Raw genomic sequence first — 14,490 nt, 5'->3', positions numbered from 1 at the left:
ATGACCCGCACCACCCGCCTGCTATTGACCCTGCTGCTGTGCGCCGGGCCCTGCGCGTCGCTGTTGGCCCAGGCACCTCCGCCGGGCCCGCCGGGGCCGCCACCCTCCGATGGCCCCGGCCCGCGTGGTCCGGGACCGCGCGAGGCGGAGACGCCGATGCCCGAGTGGGAAAAACTGACCCAGCAGCAGCGCCAAGTGCTGATCGATGCGCTGCGCGAACGCTGGAACGAGGTGCCCGAAGAGCGCCCGCGCATGTATCGCCACGCACGCCGCTGGCTGGACATGACCCCCGAACAGCGCAAGCAGGCCAAGGCCGGCATGGACCGTTTCCGCAACATGAGTCCCGAGCAGCGCCGCGAAGCCAAGGCCTTGTTCGAACGCATGCGCACGCTCAACCAGCAAGAACGCAATGCGCTGCAGCAACGCTGGCAGAAGATGAGCCCGGCCGAACGCAGCGCCTGGCTGCGCGAGCATCCGCCGGTAGACGATTGAGCGATATCGCAGGCCATCCTGCATGTCATCGTGCCGACTGATTCACGTGCCGGGCGGTCCAGCGGATCAACGATGTGATCGGCTCATGAGGGAGCCAATCGCACGCATTCAGGGCATCAGCACCGCTTGCAGCAGCGGAGCCAGCACCTGTTCGGGCGCAAATGCGAGCAGCCCGGCGTGCTTGCGGTCGATCGCCAGCGAGGCATAACCGTGCACCGCGCTCCAGGCCAGCAGCGTGCGTTGCTCCAGCACGTCGGCACTCGGGGCGCTGCCGTGCCGCGCGATCCACTGCATCCGCAGCGTCTCGCGCAGGCAGGCCATCGCCGCTTCACTGGCATGCAACAGTCTGGGCAAGCTGCGCGAGCGCAGATCCAGCCCCAGCATCAGCCGGAAGTGCTGCGGAAACGCGCTGGCGAAGCGGATATAGCCCAGCCCGCACCCCAATAGCGGATCGGCCAGTTCCTGCTGGGTCGCGAGAATCTGATCGAGCATGCGCTCGTAGCCATCGGCGGCCAGTTCCGACAGCAGCCCGTCGAGCGAGCCGAAATGATGCGCCGGCGCGGCATGCGAGACACCGGCGCGGCGCGCGCACGCGCGCAAGGTCAACCCGCGCGCACCGGCCTCGCCCAACAGTTCCCACCCCGCACGCCGCAACGCGGCCGGCAGATCGCCATGGTGATACGCAGCAGGCACGGACGATTGCGACATGGGCAACTTCGTTTGCAGAGACCTCAGTGGAGCAGATCATCTTGACGTTGACAAGATGGACTGGGCAGACTCATCTACATCTTGTCGCCGACAAGATTCAATACGACGTCGCATACTCCAAGGATCCCGCCATGTCCTCGTCCATCGCCAAATTGCGTGCGCGCCTGCTGCGCGGCGTGCTGGCCAGCGCCAGTCGGCTGACCCCCGGCCCGACCGGTCGGTTTCTGGCTCGCCGCTTCGTGACCCCGGCAGCGGCCGGCCGCCGGCAGGCCGCCGGACTCGCCGCCCAGTTGCCCGATGCGCATCGCCAGAATCTGCGCATCGATGGCGTCGACATTGCCGTTTACCGGTGGGGCGACCCGGCGCAGCAGCCGTATGTACTGCTGTCGCATGGCTGGGCCAGTTACGGGCTGCGCTTTGCGGCATGGGTGCCGCAGCTGCGGGCGCTCGGCTATGCGGTGGTGGCGTTCGATCAGGCCGCGCATGGCTTGAGCGGCGGCAGGATCAGCAACATGCCGCATTTCGTGCGGATTTTGCGCGACCTCGGCGGCCGCCACGGTCGTCCGGCCGCCTTGATCGGCCATTCCCTGGGCGCGGCAGCGGCGGTCTTTGCCGACGACCCCGCGTGGCGGCCGGCACGCTATGTCCTGATCGCCCCGCTGCTGGCACCGGCGCAGAGTGCGCAGCGCCAGTTCCGCGCATTCGGCATCGCGCCCGGCACGTTCGCACCGTTTGAAAACTGGTTGCATCAGCTGACCGGGAAGCGCTTCGCCGATTTCGACGCAACGCCACGCCTGCCGCACTTCGGTGACCGCCCGGCGCTGATCATTCACGACCGCCGCGACCGCGAAACCCCCTGGGAAGAAGGCGCACGTTTTGCGGCGCTCTGGCCGGGCGCGCAACTGGTCAGTACCGAAGGACTGGGCCACAACCGCATGGTCGACCACGCTTCGGTGATCGATCAGGCGTTGCAGTTCATCGGCCCGGCATCGCCCTGATCCAGACTGCAAGGGCACGCACATCGCGGGCGTGCCGGCCTGTTTGGATTGACTGAACCACCTGGCGATCAGTCGCCAGGTGGATGCGGATGGAACGCTTGGAACCGCCGCGTACGGGTGGCCTTGCCGCATCGCGTAATGGCCGCGCACACCTGGCGGCGCGCGCAGGTGCCTTGATCGCGGCTCTCAGTGCACGGTGCCGTTATGCAGCGGATCCAGGCGGTCGATTACGCCCTGCATCGCGCTGTCGAAGGCGCCGTCGTTGATATGTTCGCGTAGGCGCCCCAGCCGCACCATCACCGCCAGTTCTTCCGGCGAGGCGACGCAAAAACGCACGCCGCGGCGGTTGACGAACAGCAGGCGTTGCGAGATCGGACTCACCCAGGACAGCTTGCCGGCCTGCACCTTGCCGTCCTTGTCGACAAAGTCCAGCCAGGTGCCGATATCCATCGCGCGAAAACGCGTGGCGTCGGCGCTGTCGATGCTCTGCGCCACCGCTTCGGCGCCCAGCACCACATTGATGCTTTCGGCGGCCGGCGGCGGCAGGTTGACCTGCGGCAAGTCGGGCAGCGACTTTTCCAGTTCAGGGCGCGCTTCGGCAATCGCCTGCAAGGTGTCGTGCAGCGCACTGATCGCCACCACCACCGCATCGCCATGCAGGCCGATGCTGGCGAACACCCGATACAGCGCCGGCTGCCAGACCTGCAGCCACGGCTTGCCGACGATATGGCGACGCGCCTCGGCCAGTTCTTCCAGCACGCCATCAGCCAGCGCCAGCGCTTCGACGGTGCCGGGACCTTCGTCGCCGTCGCGCAGGATCGCCATGGTCAGATGATGCAGCCAGGGCTGGCGCAGGAAATCTTCCACCGCCTTGGGCAATGGCGCGCCGGCCAGCACCCGTTGCTCCAGTTCGAACAACGCGCGGCTGCGTGCCAGTTCGAGTTTCTCCTGGCCACGCTGGGTTTCGGTGGCACGACGCTCGGCGATCTCCACCCGGCGCCGGTGCTGCGACAGGAAGTCGCGGAATTCTTCTTCCAGGGTCTGAAAGATCGCCAGGTTCTCGTTGAATTCGGCGACCAGGCGGTCGACGATTTCCTCGACCTTGCCCATCAGCACGCGCTCGGCCGCGCTGTCGCCGTTATTGCCTTCGCAGGCCTCGGCCAGGGAGTTGAGCAGGCGCCGCGCGGGGTGGGTCTTCTGCACGAACATCTTGCGATCCAGCAGCGCGACCTTGACGAACGGCACCACCAGCCGGCCGATCATCTCGCGCGAGCGATTTTCCAGATCGCGCTCGTCCAGCATCACATCGAACAGCATGCCGACCAGATCGATCGCATCTTCGTCCATCGGGTCGAGTTTTGCGGTGGCCGGGTCCACGCCCAGCCGCGTGGCGCTGGACAGCACTTCGTTCTTCAATCGCTGCGCCAGCGATTCGTTGTCATCGCCCATGGACGCGCCCAGCGTCCCGCTCGGCGTGGCCTGCAGCAGCGACAGCACCGACATCATTTCGCGCTGGCTCAGGGGGCGTTGCTGGCCCACTGCCACCGTTGCCGCAGACGCGGCGCTGTCGCGCACGCTGCGGGTCTGCTGCAGGAGTTCGTGCAGCGCTTCGAGCAACATGCCCTGGCTACCGCCGGGATGATCGCCGTCGCCGTCCATCCCACCTGCACTGCCGCCGCCATCGGTATGACCACGCTGGGTGGCAGCCTGCATGCGGCCGCGGCTATGCGCCCAGCGGTCCAGAAAACGGTTGGCCCAGGCCGGTGCGTAGTGGTCGTTCTGATCGTCGCCGCCCATCTCGGCAGCCGCGCCCTGCCCCTGGCCATCGAGCCGCGCGCGCTCTTCGGGCGTCTCGCCGCGCGGCTGCGCGCGGGGCGGCTGACGCTTGGGTGGCGACATTTCCGGCATGACGCCGGCCTTGAGCAGGGTGTCGTCCAGGCGCGCGTACAACTTGCCGATCGGCTCGGCCAGGTCGCGCTCGCAGAGCTTGATCAGCACCAGGCGCACTTCCGGCGCCAGGTCGCAGATGGCGAAGGCTTCGTGGATGGCCACGCCCAGGTGTTCCGGGCCGATCGGGTTGGTATCGGCCACCAGTTCCAGGCCGCCGGCGATCCAGCCAAGGCGGCGGTCCACCCGCGCCAGGACCTGTTTGAAGTCGCGCAGCAGCACGGTGGCCAGATTGCGCACTGCCAGCCGCGATTCCAGCACATGTTCGGGCACCAGGCTCAGCGGGCCGGTGCCGATTTCGCCAGCCAGCACCACTTCGGCCGACAGCGGCATGCCCAGTACCAGCGCCTGCCAGCCGTCTTCCAGCTGTTGGCGGAAGCGGTCGGCCACATCGTCGCGTTTGCGACGCAGCTCGCGCATGCCATCGAGAAACAGCAACTGCGAGGTGCCCGCAGATTCGGCGCGATCGAACAGCACATCGTCGAAATGTGCGACTGCAGCGGCAAATACCTGCGCGATTGCCGGCACGAACGCGGCATGCGCCTGTTCAAGCAAGCGTTGGTCACGGCCCGGGTGTCCCGACGGACTGGGCTGAAAAGTCATGCGCAAAGGCTCCCCGCCCCTGCAGGCGTGAAAATATTCAAACAAGAAAAAACGGACGCGGCCCCAAATTCCGCTATTGCATGGTAGGCGTTTCGCTCATCCATTAAATGTGATGAATCTCTCACTTTATTCGTGACCGCCCGTGGTTTGCGTGTCAAGTGAACATCGTAGCTTGCAGCGCCGCTGTGGAGCTTGCCAAGCCCTTTATACGCTGGCGAGGGTTAAGCCTTGCGCTTGGCAGGCCCGCCCACGCCGTCGGCCCTGGCCCGGTTGCACCTGCAGGTGCCCGGCCGGGCACGATGCGGCGGGCGTTGGGAAGGGCCCGTCTATAATTGCCGTTTGGCTGCCTCGATCCGGAACTATGCACGCACCGTATTCGCTCCAGGCGCTGGACGCGCGCCGTTCGGTCCCCTCCAAGCAGCTCGGCGAGCCCGGGCCGGATGAGGACACCCTGCTGCGCATGCTCACCTCGGCGGTGCGCGTGCCCGATCACGGCAAGCTGGTGCCGTTCCGCTTCCTGCGCATCAGCGGCGACGCGCGCCAGGCACTGGGCGATTTCCTGGCCGAACGCACCCAGGCCGCCGACCCGCTGGCATCGGCTGCGGCGATCGCGAAAGAACGCGGGCGCTTCGACGATGCGCCATTGGCGATCGTGGTGATCGCTTCGCTGCGCCCCGGACACAAGGTGCCCGAACAGGAACAATTGCTGACCGCCGGCTGCGTGTGCTTTGCACTGCTACAGGCGGCGCAGGCGCATGGTTTCGGCGCGCAGTGGCTGAGCGCGTGGATGGCCTACGACCCGGCGGTGACCGGCTATCTGGGCCTGGAGGAAAACGAGCGGATCGCCGGCTTCATCCACATCGGCACGCCACGCATGCAGGTGCCCGAACGCGAGCGCCCGGATCCGCGTGCGTTGCTGCGCGACTGGACACCGTGACCTCGCACACCACCACGATCGACGGCGCGCCGCCCACCAGCGCGCGCCCGACCTCGCTGTACCTGGTCGATGCCAGCCTGTACGTGTTCCGCGCCTGGCATTCCATCCCGGACGAATTCCAGGATGCGCAGGGCTGGCCGACCAATGCGGTGCACGGCTTCGCGCGCTTTCTGCTCGACCTGCTCGAACGCGAAGACCCCGAACACATCACCATCGCCTTCGACGAAGCGCTGGACAGCTGTTTTCGCCATGCGCTGTACCCCGCCTACAAAGGCAATCGCACGCCCGCACCGGACGCGCTGCGGCGCCAATTCGCGCATTGCAAGGCGCTGTGCGCGGCATTGGGCTTGAGCGTGCTGGCCCACCGCGACTACGAGGCCGACGATCTGATCGGCAGCGCCTTGCACAGCGCACGTGCGCAGGGCTTGCGCGGGGTGATCGTCTCGGCCGACAAGGATCTGTCGCAGCTGTTGTTCGAACACGACGAACAATGGGATTACGCACGCAACCAACGCTGGGACATGCACGGCGTCAAGGCCCGTTATGGCGTGCATGCGCATCAGATTGCCGATTATCTGGCGCTGTGCGGCGATGCCATCGACAACATTCCCGGCGTCACCGGCATCGGCGCCAAGTCCGCCGCAATATTGCTGGCGCATTTCGGCAGCCTGGATGCCTTGCTGGAGCGCGTGGACGAACTCCCATTTTTGCGCCTGCGGGGCGCCGCGCAAATGGCGGTGCGGCTGCGTGAACAACGCGAACACGCCTTGCTGTGGCGCCAGCTCAGCGCCATTGCGCTCGATGCGCCGTTGGCGCTGACCGCAACGGGTTTCACGCGTGCGCAGGCCGACGCGGACATGCTGACCGGATTGTGCGAGAGCCTGCGCTTCGGCCCGCTCACCCGGCGCCGGCTGCTGGCCGCGTGCACCGGCGCACCCGCAGCGCTTTCCACCGTTTCCCTGGAACAAGGTCTGCACCCATGAACCGACACGACACCCCGCCCACCGTGGTCTACGAAGGCAAGTACCAGCGCATGGTCGTGCGCGGTACCTGGGAATATTCCGAGCGCGTGCATGCCGGCGGCCTGGCCGCGATCATCGTGGCGGTGACGCCGGACGATGCGATGTTGTTCGTCGAACAGTTCCGCGTGCCGCTGCAGGCGCGCACCATCGAAATGCCGGCCGGCCTGGTCGGCGATGTGCATGCCGATGAATCGATCGAGCTGTCGGCGATTCGTGAACTCGAAGAAGAAACCGGCTGGACCGCCGCGCACGCCGAAGTGCTGATGATCGGCCCGACCTCGGCCGGCGCCAGCAGCGAGAAGATCGCCTTCGTGCGCGCCACCGGCCTGCGCAAGGTCGGCGAAGGCGGCGGCGATGCCAGCGAAGACATCACCGTGCACGAAATCCCGCGTGCACAGGTTGGCGCCTGGCTGGTGCAGAAGATGGCCGAGGGTTATCAGATGGATCCCAAATTGTGGGCCGGGCTGTATCTGGTCGATCACGCACTGGACGGCACCCCGCGTGGTTGAAGCGACGACTGAAGTCACCCCTGCCCGCTTGCTGGGCGCCGACGATCCCAAAACATTTACCGTGATCAATCCGCAGGCGGCCTCGCCATGGTTGCTGATCGCCGATCACGCCGGTCAGCGCGTGCCGGCGCGGCTGGCCAACCTGGGTTTGCCGCAGCATGCGCTGGACCGCCATATCGGCTGGGATATCGGCATTGCCGAAGTCACCCGTTTGTTGGCCGATGCGCTGGATGCGTTCGCCATTGCCCAGACCTATTCGCGGCTGGTGATCGACTGCAATCGTCCGCACGGTTCGGCCACGCTGATGCCCGAGGTCAGCGACGGTACGCCGATTCCAGGCAATCTGGCGCTGACGGCAACCGATCGGCAACAGCGCATCGATGAGATCTTCACGCCGTACCACGCGCGTATCGCTGCAGAACTCGATGCACGCCAGGCGCGCGGTCAGCCCACGCTACTGGTCTCGATGCACAGCTTCACACCGGCGATGGCCGGCAACGCACGGCCCTGGCATGCCGGCGTGCTGTACCACCGCGACACACGGCTGGCACACCGCGTGTTGCAAGCCTTGCGCAGCGAACCGGATCTGGTGGTCGGCGACAACCAGCCCTACGCGGTCAGCGACACCAGCGACTACGCGATTCCGGTCTACGGCGAAGGCCGCGGCCTGCTGCATGTGGAGCTGGAGTTGCGCCAGGATCTGATCGCCGATGCGGCTGGGCAACGTGCCTGGGCAGATCGATTGGCGCGCCTTCTGCCGCCATTGGCGGATGCGCTGCTGCCGCGTTAAAACCGGCAATCACTGTAGGAGCGCGCTTGCGCGCGACGAGGTTTTACCGGTAACGCCTCATCGCGCGCGAGCGCGCTCCTACAGGCAATGCGCTGATTGCGTTAAGCGTATGCCTCGGCGGCGATCGACGTCGTCGCTCAGGCAAACCCGTCGGTCGCACGCACCAGCGCATCGACGTTTTCCGGCTCGAAGCCCGAATGGCCGGACGCCGGGCTGATCTGCAGTGTCGACTTCGGCCATACCTTGTGCAGATCCCATGCGCTTTGCAGCGGGCACACCACGTCGTAGCGGCCGTGCACGATCACGCCGGGGATGTCGGCGATGCGGTGCGCGTCGCGCAGCAGCTGATCTTCGACTTCGAAGAAACCGCCATTGACGAAGTAATGGTTTTCGATGCGCGCAAACGCCAGTGCGAAGTGCGCGTCCTCATGCCCGGTGACGAAATCCTCGTCCACATGCAGGAAGCTGGTGGCACCTTCCCACACACTCCACGCCTTGGCTGCGGCCAGGCGCGTGGCTTCGTCGTCGCTGGTCAGGCGACGATGGAAGGCGGACATCAGATCGGCGCGCTCCACCGGCGGAATCGCGCTGACGTAATGCTCCCAGGCATCCGGAAACAGCCGGCTGGCACCTTGCTGATAGAACCATTCCAGCTCGAACCGACGCAGCAGGAAGATGCCGCGCAGCACCAGCTCGGTGACCTGCTGCGGGTGGGTCTGCGCGTAGGCCAGCGCCAGCGTCGAGCCCCAGCTGCCGCCGAATACCTGCCAGCGTGCGATGCCCAGGTGCTCGCGCAAGCGCTCGATATCGGCGACCAGGTCCCAGGTGGTGTTGTTCACCAGATCGGCATGCGGGGTGGAACGGCCGGCGCCACGCTGATCGAACAGCACGATGCGGTACTTGGCCGGGTCGTGGAAGCGCCGCATCTTGGTGTTGCAGCCGCCGCCGGGGCCGCCGTGCAGGATCACCACCGGCTTGCCCTGCGGGTTGCCGCACTGCTCGAAATACAGGGTGTGGCGGTCGTCGACCTGGAGGGTGCCGTGGTCGTACGGCGTGATCTCGGGATAGAGCGTGCGCATGCGTCGGTCCTGCGGGAAACCGCTAGTGTATCGGCAGCCGGCGCGTACCCACGGGCAACCGACGACACGCGCAACGCGATTGGCGCACGCTTAGCCCGCAGCGTGTACCCAGCGCCCCAACGTGACCCGATCGCGCTGCTCCAGATCCTGATGCGTCGCCACCGCCTCGAAACCGCGCGTGCGCAGCAGGTCGGCCACCGCCGTGCCCTGGTCCCAGCCGTGTTCGAGCAGCAGCCATCCGCCCGGCAACAGATGCATGGGCGCATCGGCGACGATCAGCCGGATGTCGTCCAGTCCATCGGGGCCGGAGGCGAGCGCGCTGGCCGGCTCGTGGCGCAGATCGCCTTCACTCAGATGCGGATCGTGCGTTGCGATATACGGCGGGTTGCTGGCGATCAGATCGAAGCGCTGGCCCCCCAGCGGTGCAAACCAGTGACCCAGCCGGCATTCGACGTTGCGTAGCTGATGGCGGTTGGCGTTTTGCTGGGCGACAGCAAGCGCTGCGGCACTGGCATCGGTAGCGATCACCTGTGCGTGTGGCCGCTCACTGGCGATGGCCAGCGCAATCGCACCGCTCCCGGTGCCCAGATCGGCAGCACAGCGGCCTGGCATGTTGTCGAGGCGCTCAAGGGCGAGCTCGACCAGCGCTTCGGTATCGGCGCGTGGGATCAAGGTGGCAGTCGAGACCGCCAGATCCAGCGTCCAGAATCCACGCGTACCAGTCAGATACGCGACCGGTTCGCCGGCCTGACGCCGCTGCACCAGCACCTCGAACGCCTGCGCGACAGCATCGGCAACCGCATCGCGGCCGTGCGCAAACAACCAGGCGCGGTCGCGCCCCAGCGCATGCAGCAGCAACGGTTCGGCATCGCTGCGCTCGATCCGCTCGGCTGCCTGCCGCAGCAGCTGGTCGGCAGCTAGGCCGGCTGGGTCGTCGCTCATACGGATCATTCACTCCTGCGAAACATCGGCTGACCATTATCGGAGATGGAATGGCCCCCTGCAGCGGCAGAGACAGCCTGCAAAGCCGATAGCCTAAGACTATCTATGCAATCCCATTAATCGATTTGAGAAATCTATCGATCCTCCCTACCATGGCGACTGTTCCATCCCCCGCCCCCCTTTCATCGCTCGAGGAAACTCAATGTCTCTCATCAACACCCAGGTCAAGCCCTTCAAGGCGAACGCGTACCACAACGGCAATTTCATCGAAGTCACCGAAGCCAGCCTGAAGGGCAAGTGGTCGGTGCTGATCTTCATGCCGGCCGCTTTCACCTTCAATTGCCCGACCGAAGTGGAAGACGCCGCCGACAACTATGCCGCGTTCCAGAAGGCAGGCGCCGAGGTGTACATCGTCACCACCGACACGCATTTCTCGCACAAGGTGTGGCACGAAACTTCCCCGGCGGTTGGCAAGTCGCAGTTCCCGCTGATCGGCGACCCGACCCACCAGCTGACCCGCGCGTTTGGCGTGCACATCGAAGAAGAAGGCCTGGCACTGCGCGGCACCTTCATCATCAACCCGGAAGGCGTGATCAAGACGCTGGAGATCCACGACAACTCGATCGCCCGCGACGTCACCGAAACCCTGCGCAAGCTCACCGCTGCCCAGTTCGTCGCCAACAATCCTGGCCAGGTCTGCCCGGCCAAGTGGAAGGAAGGCGCCAAGACCCTGGCTCCGTCGCTGGACCTGGTCGGCAAGATCTAAGTCGACGTTATTCCCTTCGGCCTGTCGCCAGGCCGGAGGGACATCTCCGGCCCAGCGATGGGCCGGGGGTGAACCGGAGCCGGTGCCGGGCTGTTCGCCAGCCATCGCCAGCACGCATTCCCGAGCATTGCGCCGGCTGCGGTTCATCCCCTCCTCCCCCGGCGCCCTGCCTCATCGCAGCGACGCCACGCCCTCCCCTTGCCCATTCCCAGGAGTTTTCCATGTTGGATGCCAATCTCAAGACCCAGCTGACCGCCTACCTGGAACGGGTCACGCGGCCGATTCAGATCAATGCCTCGATCGACGAGAGCGCCGGCTCGCGCGACATGCTCGACCTGCTCGAAGACCTGGTGCTGCTGTCGGACAAGATCAGCCTGGACATCCACCGCGACGACAACCAGCGCAAGCCTTCGTTTGCGCTGACCACGCCCGGCCAGGACATCTCGCTGCGCTTCGCCGGTCTGCCGATGGGCCACGAGTTCACCTCCCTGGTGCTCGCACTTCTGCAGGTCGGCGGTCACCCCTCCAAGGCCACCGCCGAGCTGATCGAGCAGGTGCAGCACCTGGATGGCGACTACCAGTTCGAAACCTATTTCTCGCTGTCGTGCCAGAACTGCCCGGACGTGGTGCAGGCGCTGAATCTTGCCGCCGTGCTCAACCCGCGCATCAAGCACGTCGCCATCGACGGCTCGCTGTTCCAGGAAGAAGTCGAAACCCGCCAGATCATGTCGGTGCCCACCGTCTACTTGAACGGCGAATTGTTCGACCAGGGCCGCATGACGCTGGAGCAGATCGTCGCCAAGCTCGACACCAACGCTGCAAAGCGCGACGCGGTCAAGATTGCGGCCAAGGACGCCTTCGACGTGCTGGTGATCGGCGGTGGCCCGGCCGGTTCGGCAGCGGCGGTGTATGCCGCACGCAAGGGCATCCGCACCGGCGTGGCCGCCGAGCGTTTCGGTGGTCAGGTGCTGGACACCATGTCGATCGAAAACTTCATCTCGGTGCCGGAAACCGAAGGCCCGAAAATGGCCGCCGCGCTCGAGCAGCACGTGCGCCAGTACGATGTGGACATCATGAATCTGCAGCGTGCCGAGCAGGTGATCCCGGCCGGTGCCGATGGCCTGATCGAAATCAAGCTCGCCAATGGCGCCTCGCTCAAGAGCAAGACCGTGATCCTGTCAACGGGCGCTCGCTGGAGGCAGATGAACGTGCCGGGCGAAGACCAGTACAAGAACAAGGGCGTTGCCTATTGCCCGCACTGCGATGGCCCCTTGTTCAAGGGCAAGCGCGTGGCGGTGATCGGTGGCGGCAATTCGGGCGTTGAAGCGGCGATCGATCTGGCCGGCATCGTGGCGCATGTCACGCTGGTGGAATTCGACGACAAGCTGCGCGCCGACGAAGTGCTGCAGCGCAAGCTGCGCAGCCTGCACAACGTACGCATCATCACCAGCGCGCAGACCACCGAAGTGCTGGGCGATGGCCAGAAGGTCACCGGCCTGGTCTACAAGGACCGCACCGGCGGCGACATCCAGCATGTCGATCTGGAAGGCGTGTTCGTACAGATCGGCTTGCTGCCCAATACCGAGTTCCTCAAGGGTTCGGTGGCGTTGTCGCCGCGCGGCGAGATCATCGTCGACGACCGTGGCCAGACCAATCTCCCCGGCGTGTTCGCTGCCGGCGACGCCACCACGGTGCCTTACAAGCAGATCGTGATCGCGATGGGCGAAGGTTCCAAGGCTGCACTGAGCGCGTTCGATTACCTGATCCGCTCCAGTGCACCGGTCAGCGCCGAGGTTGTGGCTGAGGCCGCATAACCGCCGCACAACACAGCGCCCGGCACCGCCGGGCGTTAAGCTCGCCAAGTGCTCACGTCGTTTCCCGTCAACGCAACAAGGGCTGCTGCAAATGAATCTGCGTGACTTGAAGTATCTGGTAGCCCTGGCCGACCACAAGCATTTTGGTCGTGCTGCAACGGCGTGTTTCGTCAGTCAGCCAACCCTGTCCACCCAGATCAAGAAACTCGAAGACGAACTCGGCGTCTCGTTGGTGGAGCGCGCGCCGCGGAAGGTGATGTTGACGCCTGCCGGCCGCGAAGCAGCGGTGCGCGCACGCAGCATCGTGGCCGAAGTGGAACAGATGAAAGAGGCCGCACGACGTAGTCAGGACCCGGAAGCGGGTACCGTGCGGCTGGGCATTTTTCCCACGCTTGCACCGTATCTGTTGCCGCATGTGGTTCCGGGCATTCGCCAGCGTTTCCCACGCCTGGAACTGCTGCTGATCGAAGAAAAAAGCGACCAGCTCATCCATCAGTTGCGCGAAGGGCGTCTGGATGCCGCGCTACTCGCACTGCCAGTGCAGGACGATCAGCTGCACGCAGAATTCCTGTTCGAAGAACCCTTCGTGCTGGCGGTGCCGGAAGGCCATCCGCTGACGCGTCACGACAGCATGACGCTGGACGACTTGTCCGAGCAGCGCCTGTTGTTGCTGGAAGATGGCCATTGCCTGCGCGAACAGGCCCTGGACGTGTGCCATCTTGCCGGCGCGCTGGAAAAATCCGAGTTCCAGGCCACCAGCCTGGAAACCCTGCGCCAGATGGTGGCCGCCAATGTGGGCGTCACCTTGTTGCCACTGCTGGCAGTCAAACCTCCGGTGGCACGTTCGGAAAACATCCGCCTGATCCGCTTCCGCGAAGACAAGCAGCCCAGCCGGCGTATCGCAATGGTCTGGCGCCGCAGCTCGGCGATGACCGCATTTCTGGAGCAGCTGTCGCAGTTGTTCAAGGAATTGCCTGAAAGCCTGTTCACCCTGGACCAGCCGACCAGCGGCCCCAAGGCGGTCGCTGCCTGAGGATTCGGGAGTCGGGAGTCGGGATTCGGGAAATTGTTTCACGGCTGCGGTCGCTTCGCGCGATGCTTTCTCACCTGCCACCGGACATAAGCGACGCGCGAGCGTCGTTTTTGCTTAGCTTTTGATTACTGCGCGAGGCATCCGAAAACACGCGGCGGCCTCTGCGTCATTGGCATGCGGCAGACTCCAACCCGGTTGCTTGCGACCACGGGCTGACGCATCGGCGCGCTTGCCTGACCCTTTGGCCAATGTCGGCAACCCGCAAAACCGCGTCTGCCTCACTCAGCAAGCACGATGCCTTGCGCTACCTGGCCGCGCATTGCGATCGACCAACCGCGCCCTCATCTTGTGAATGACGCTCACCGTGTTGGCGAGTCGTCGTCAGGAGATTGCCATGCCTTCGCAACACCACAGCGGCTTGCCGCCGTCCATTCTTGTTTCCAGCCATGACCTCGCCCGTCTCGAGGCATTGCTCGATTCGCCCGCGTTCAACAAGCATCCCGCCGCCACTGCGCTGAGCGACGAACTGGGCCGCGCACGCGTTGTGCCAGCCGATCAGATTCCCGGCGATGTCGTCACCATGTACTCCCGCATCGACTGCGAAGATGAGCTCCATGGCGAACGACATACGCTCACCCTGGTGTATCCGCACGAGGCCGATGTACAGCACGGCCGCATTTCGGTGCTCGCGCCGGTTGGCAGTGCGCTGCTGGGCCTGTCGGTCGGCCAGAGCATCGACTGGCGCACGCCCGACGGGCGCGACCTGCGCCTGCGTGTGACTGCCGTGCACGACCAACATGCATTGGCCGACGACTTACAACGCTGAGCGCGCTAACGTAACGCGCTGCGT

The 14,490-nt window shown here is 65.3% G+C and carries 14 protein-coding genes; 10 read left to right on the top strand and 4 right to left on the bottom strand.

The features are described 5' to 3' along the window. A complete protein-coding gene (locus NYR97_RS13810) occupies nucleotides 1–492 on the top strand; it encodes a DUF3106 domain-containing protein (RefSeq protein ID WP_205392313.1) in 492 nt (163 codons plus the stop codon). Between the two features lie 108 nt (nucleotides 493–600). On the opposite strand, the gene NYR97_RS13805 is transcribed toward NYR97_RS13810, so the two are convergent. Next, nucleotides 601–1,200 (bottom strand): TetR/AcrR family transcriptional regulator, encoded by a 600-nt coding sequence (locus NYR97_RS13805; RefSeq protein WP_210762164.1) that lies wholly within the window; start codon nucleotides 1,198–1,200, stop codon nucleotides 601–603. Between the two features lie 131 nt (nucleotides 1,201–1,331). Between NYR97_RS13805 and NYR97_RS13800 the strand changes: the two genes are divergently transcribed. Next, nucleotides 1,332–2,198: an alpha/beta hydrolase gene (locus NYR97_RS13800; RefSeq protein WP_316693917.1), complete on the top strand. Its 867-nt coding sequence runs from the start codon at nucleotides 1,332–1,334 to the stop codon at nucleotides 2,196–2,198. A 186-nt stretch (nucleotides 2,199–2,384) separates the two neighbouring features. On the opposite strand, the gene NYR97_RS13795 is transcribed toward NYR97_RS13800, so the two are convergent. Then, nucleotides 2,385–4,748: a DUF1631 domain-containing protein gene (locus tag NYR97_RS13795; RefSeq protein ID WP_316693915.1), complete on the bottom strand. Its 2,364-nt coding sequence runs from the start codon at nucleotides 4,746–4,748 to the stop codon at nucleotides 2,385–2,387. A 361-nt stretch (nucleotides 4,749–5,109) separates the two neighbouring features. On the opposite strand from NYR97_RS13795, the gene NYR97_RS13790 reads away from it, so the two are divergent. From NYR97_RS13790 to NYR97_RS13775, 4 genes are read left to right on the top strand one after another with little or no spacing between them, the layout of a single operon-like run. After that, nucleotides 5,110–5,685 (top strand): nitroreductase family protein, encoded by a 576-nt coding sequence (locus tag NYR97_RS13790; RefSeq protein ID WP_205392317.1) that lies wholly within the window; start codon nucleotides 5,110–5,112, stop codon nucleotides 5,683–5,685. Further along, the gene (locus tag NYR97_RS13785) at nucleotides 5,682–6,668 is read left to right on the top strand and encodes a 5'-3' exonuclease (protein ID WP_316693912.1); all 987 of its coding nucleotides are present in this window, start codon (nucleotides 5,682–5,684) and stop codon (nucleotides 6,666–6,668) included. Before NYR97_RS13790 ends, NYR97_RS13785 begins: the two co-directional genes overlap by 4 nt. Then, nucleotides 6,665–7,216 carry an NUDIX hydrolase gene (locus NYR97_RS13780; protein WP_205392319.1) on the top strand — a complete coding sequence of 184 codons (552 nt, stop codon included), beginning with the start codon at nucleotides 6,665–6,667 and terminating at the stop codon, nucleotides 7,214–7,216. Before NYR97_RS13785 ends, NYR97_RS13780 begins: the two co-directional genes overlap by 4 nt. Then, a complete protein-coding gene (locus tag NYR97_RS13775; RefSeq protein WP_316693908.1) occupies nucleotides 7,209–8,006 on the top strand; it encodes an N-formylglutamate amidohydrolase in 798 nt (265 codons plus the stop codon). Before NYR97_RS13780 ends, NYR97_RS13775 begins: the two co-directional genes overlap by 8 nt. Before the next feature lie 137 nt (nucleotides 8,007–8,143). Here the strand turns inward: NYR97_RS13775 and pip are convergent, their stop codons facing one another. Next, on the bottom strand, nucleotides 8,144–9,085 hold the full coding sequence (gene pip / locus NYR97_RS13770; protein WP_316693906.1) for a prolyl aminopeptidase: 942 nt from the start codon (nucleotides 9,083–9,085) through the stop codon (nucleotides 8,144–8,146). 90 nt (nucleotides 9,086–9,175) lie between these two features. Next, nucleotides 9,176–10,027 (bottom strand): peptide chain release factor N(5)-glutamine methyltransferase, encoded by an 852-nt coding sequence (prmC, locus tag NYR97_RS13765; protein WP_316693904.1) that lies wholly within the window; start codon nucleotides 10,025–10,027, stop codon nucleotides 9,176–9,178. A 202-nt stretch (nucleotides 10,028–10,229) separates the two neighbouring features. On the opposite strand from prmC, the gene ahpC reads away from it, so the two are divergent. The 4 genes from ahpC to rnk all read left to right on the top strand — a co-directional run bounded on the left by ahpC (nucleotide 10,230) and on the right by rnk (nucleotide 14,466). Continuing rightward, nucleotides 10,230–10,793 (top strand): alkyl hydroperoxide reductase subunit C, encoded by a 564-nt coding sequence (gene ahpC / locus NYR97_RS13760; RefSeq protein WP_055822789.1) that lies wholly within the window; start codon nucleotides 10,230–10,232, stop codon nucleotides 10,791–10,793. A gap of 221 nt (nucleotides 10,794–11,014) precedes the next feature. Further along, complete coding sequence (gene ahpF / locus NYR97_RS13755) at nucleotides 11,015–12,607, top strand: alkyl hydroperoxide reductase subunit F (protein WP_316693898.1); 1,593 nt, start codon at nucleotides 11,015–11,017, stop codon at nucleotides 12,605–12,607. A 91-nt stretch (nucleotides 12,608–12,698) separates the two neighbouring features. Then, a complete protein-coding gene (locus NYR97_RS13750; RefSeq protein WP_168957007.1) occupies nucleotides 12,699–13,640 on the top strand; it encodes a LysR substrate-binding domain-containing protein in 942 nt (313 codons plus the stop codon). Between the two features lie 394 nt (nucleotides 13,641–14,034). Further along, complete coding sequence (gene rnk, locus NYR97_RS13745; RefSeq protein WP_023902775.1) at nucleotides 14,035–14,466, top strand: nucleoside diphosphate kinase regulator; 432 nt, start codon at nucleotides 14,035–14,037, stop codon at nucleotides 14,464–14,466. The last annotated feature ends 24 nt before the right edge of the window (nucleotides 14,467–14,490 follow it).

It is taken from the genome of Xanthomonas hydrangeae (genome assembly GCF_032697525.1).
Lineage (GTDB): Bacteria > Pseudomonadota > Gammaproteobacteria > Xanthomonadales > Xanthomonadaceae > Xanthomonas > Xanthomonas hydrangeae.
Note: the sequence above shows the minus strand (reverse complement) of the source record. Positions and strands in the feature narration are given on the sequence as shown.

Bases quoted from the DNA above. Each gene is read 5' to 3' on its own strand.
- NYR97_RS13810 (WP_205392313.1), top strand. From the start codon at position 1: ATGACCCGCACCACCCGCCTGCTATTGACCCTGCTGCTGTGCGCCGGG.
- NYR97_RS13805 (WP_210762164.1), bottom strand. From the start codon at position 1,200: ATGTCGCAATCGTCCGTGCCTGCTGCGTATCACCATGGCGATCTGCCG.
- NYR97_RS13800 (WP_316693917.1), top strand. From the start codon at position 1,332: ATGTCCTCGTCCATCGCCAAATTGCGTGCGCGCCTGCTGCGCGGCGTG.
- NYR97_RS13795 (WP_316693915.1), bottom strand. From the start codon at position 4,748: ATGACTTTTCAGCCCAGTCCGTCGGGACACCCGGGCCGTGACCAACGC.
- NYR97_RS13790 (WP_205392317.1), top strand. From the start codon at position 5,110: ATGCACGCACCGTATTCGCTCCAGGCGCTGGACGCGCGCCGTTCGGTC.
- NYR97_RS13780 (WP_205392319.1), top strand. From the start codon at position 6,665: ATGAACCGACACGACACCCCGCCCACCGTGGTCTACGAAGGCAAGTAC.
- pip (WP_316693906.1), bottom strand. From the start codon at position 9,085: ATGCGCACGCTCTATCCCGAGATCACGCCGTACGACCACGGCACCCTC.
- prmC (WP_316693904.1), bottom strand. From the start codon at position 10,027: ATGAGCGACGACCCAGCCGGCCTAGCTGCCGACCAGCTGCTGCGGCAG.
- ahpC (WP_055822789.1), top strand. From the start codon at position 10,230: ATGTCTCTCATCAACACCCAGGTCAAGCCCTTCAAGGCGAACGCGTAC.
- ahpF (WP_316693898.1), top strand. From the start codon at position 11,015: ATGTTGGATGCCAATCTCAAGACCCAGCTGACCGCCTACCTGGAACGG.
- NYR97_RS13750 (WP_168957007.1), top strand. From the start codon at position 12,699: ATGAATCTGCGTGACTTGAAGTATCTGGTAGCCCTGGCCGACCACAAG.
- rnk (WP_023902775.1), top strand. From the start codon at position 14,035: ATGCCTTCGCAACACCACAGCGGCTTGCCGCCGTCCATTCTTGTTTCC.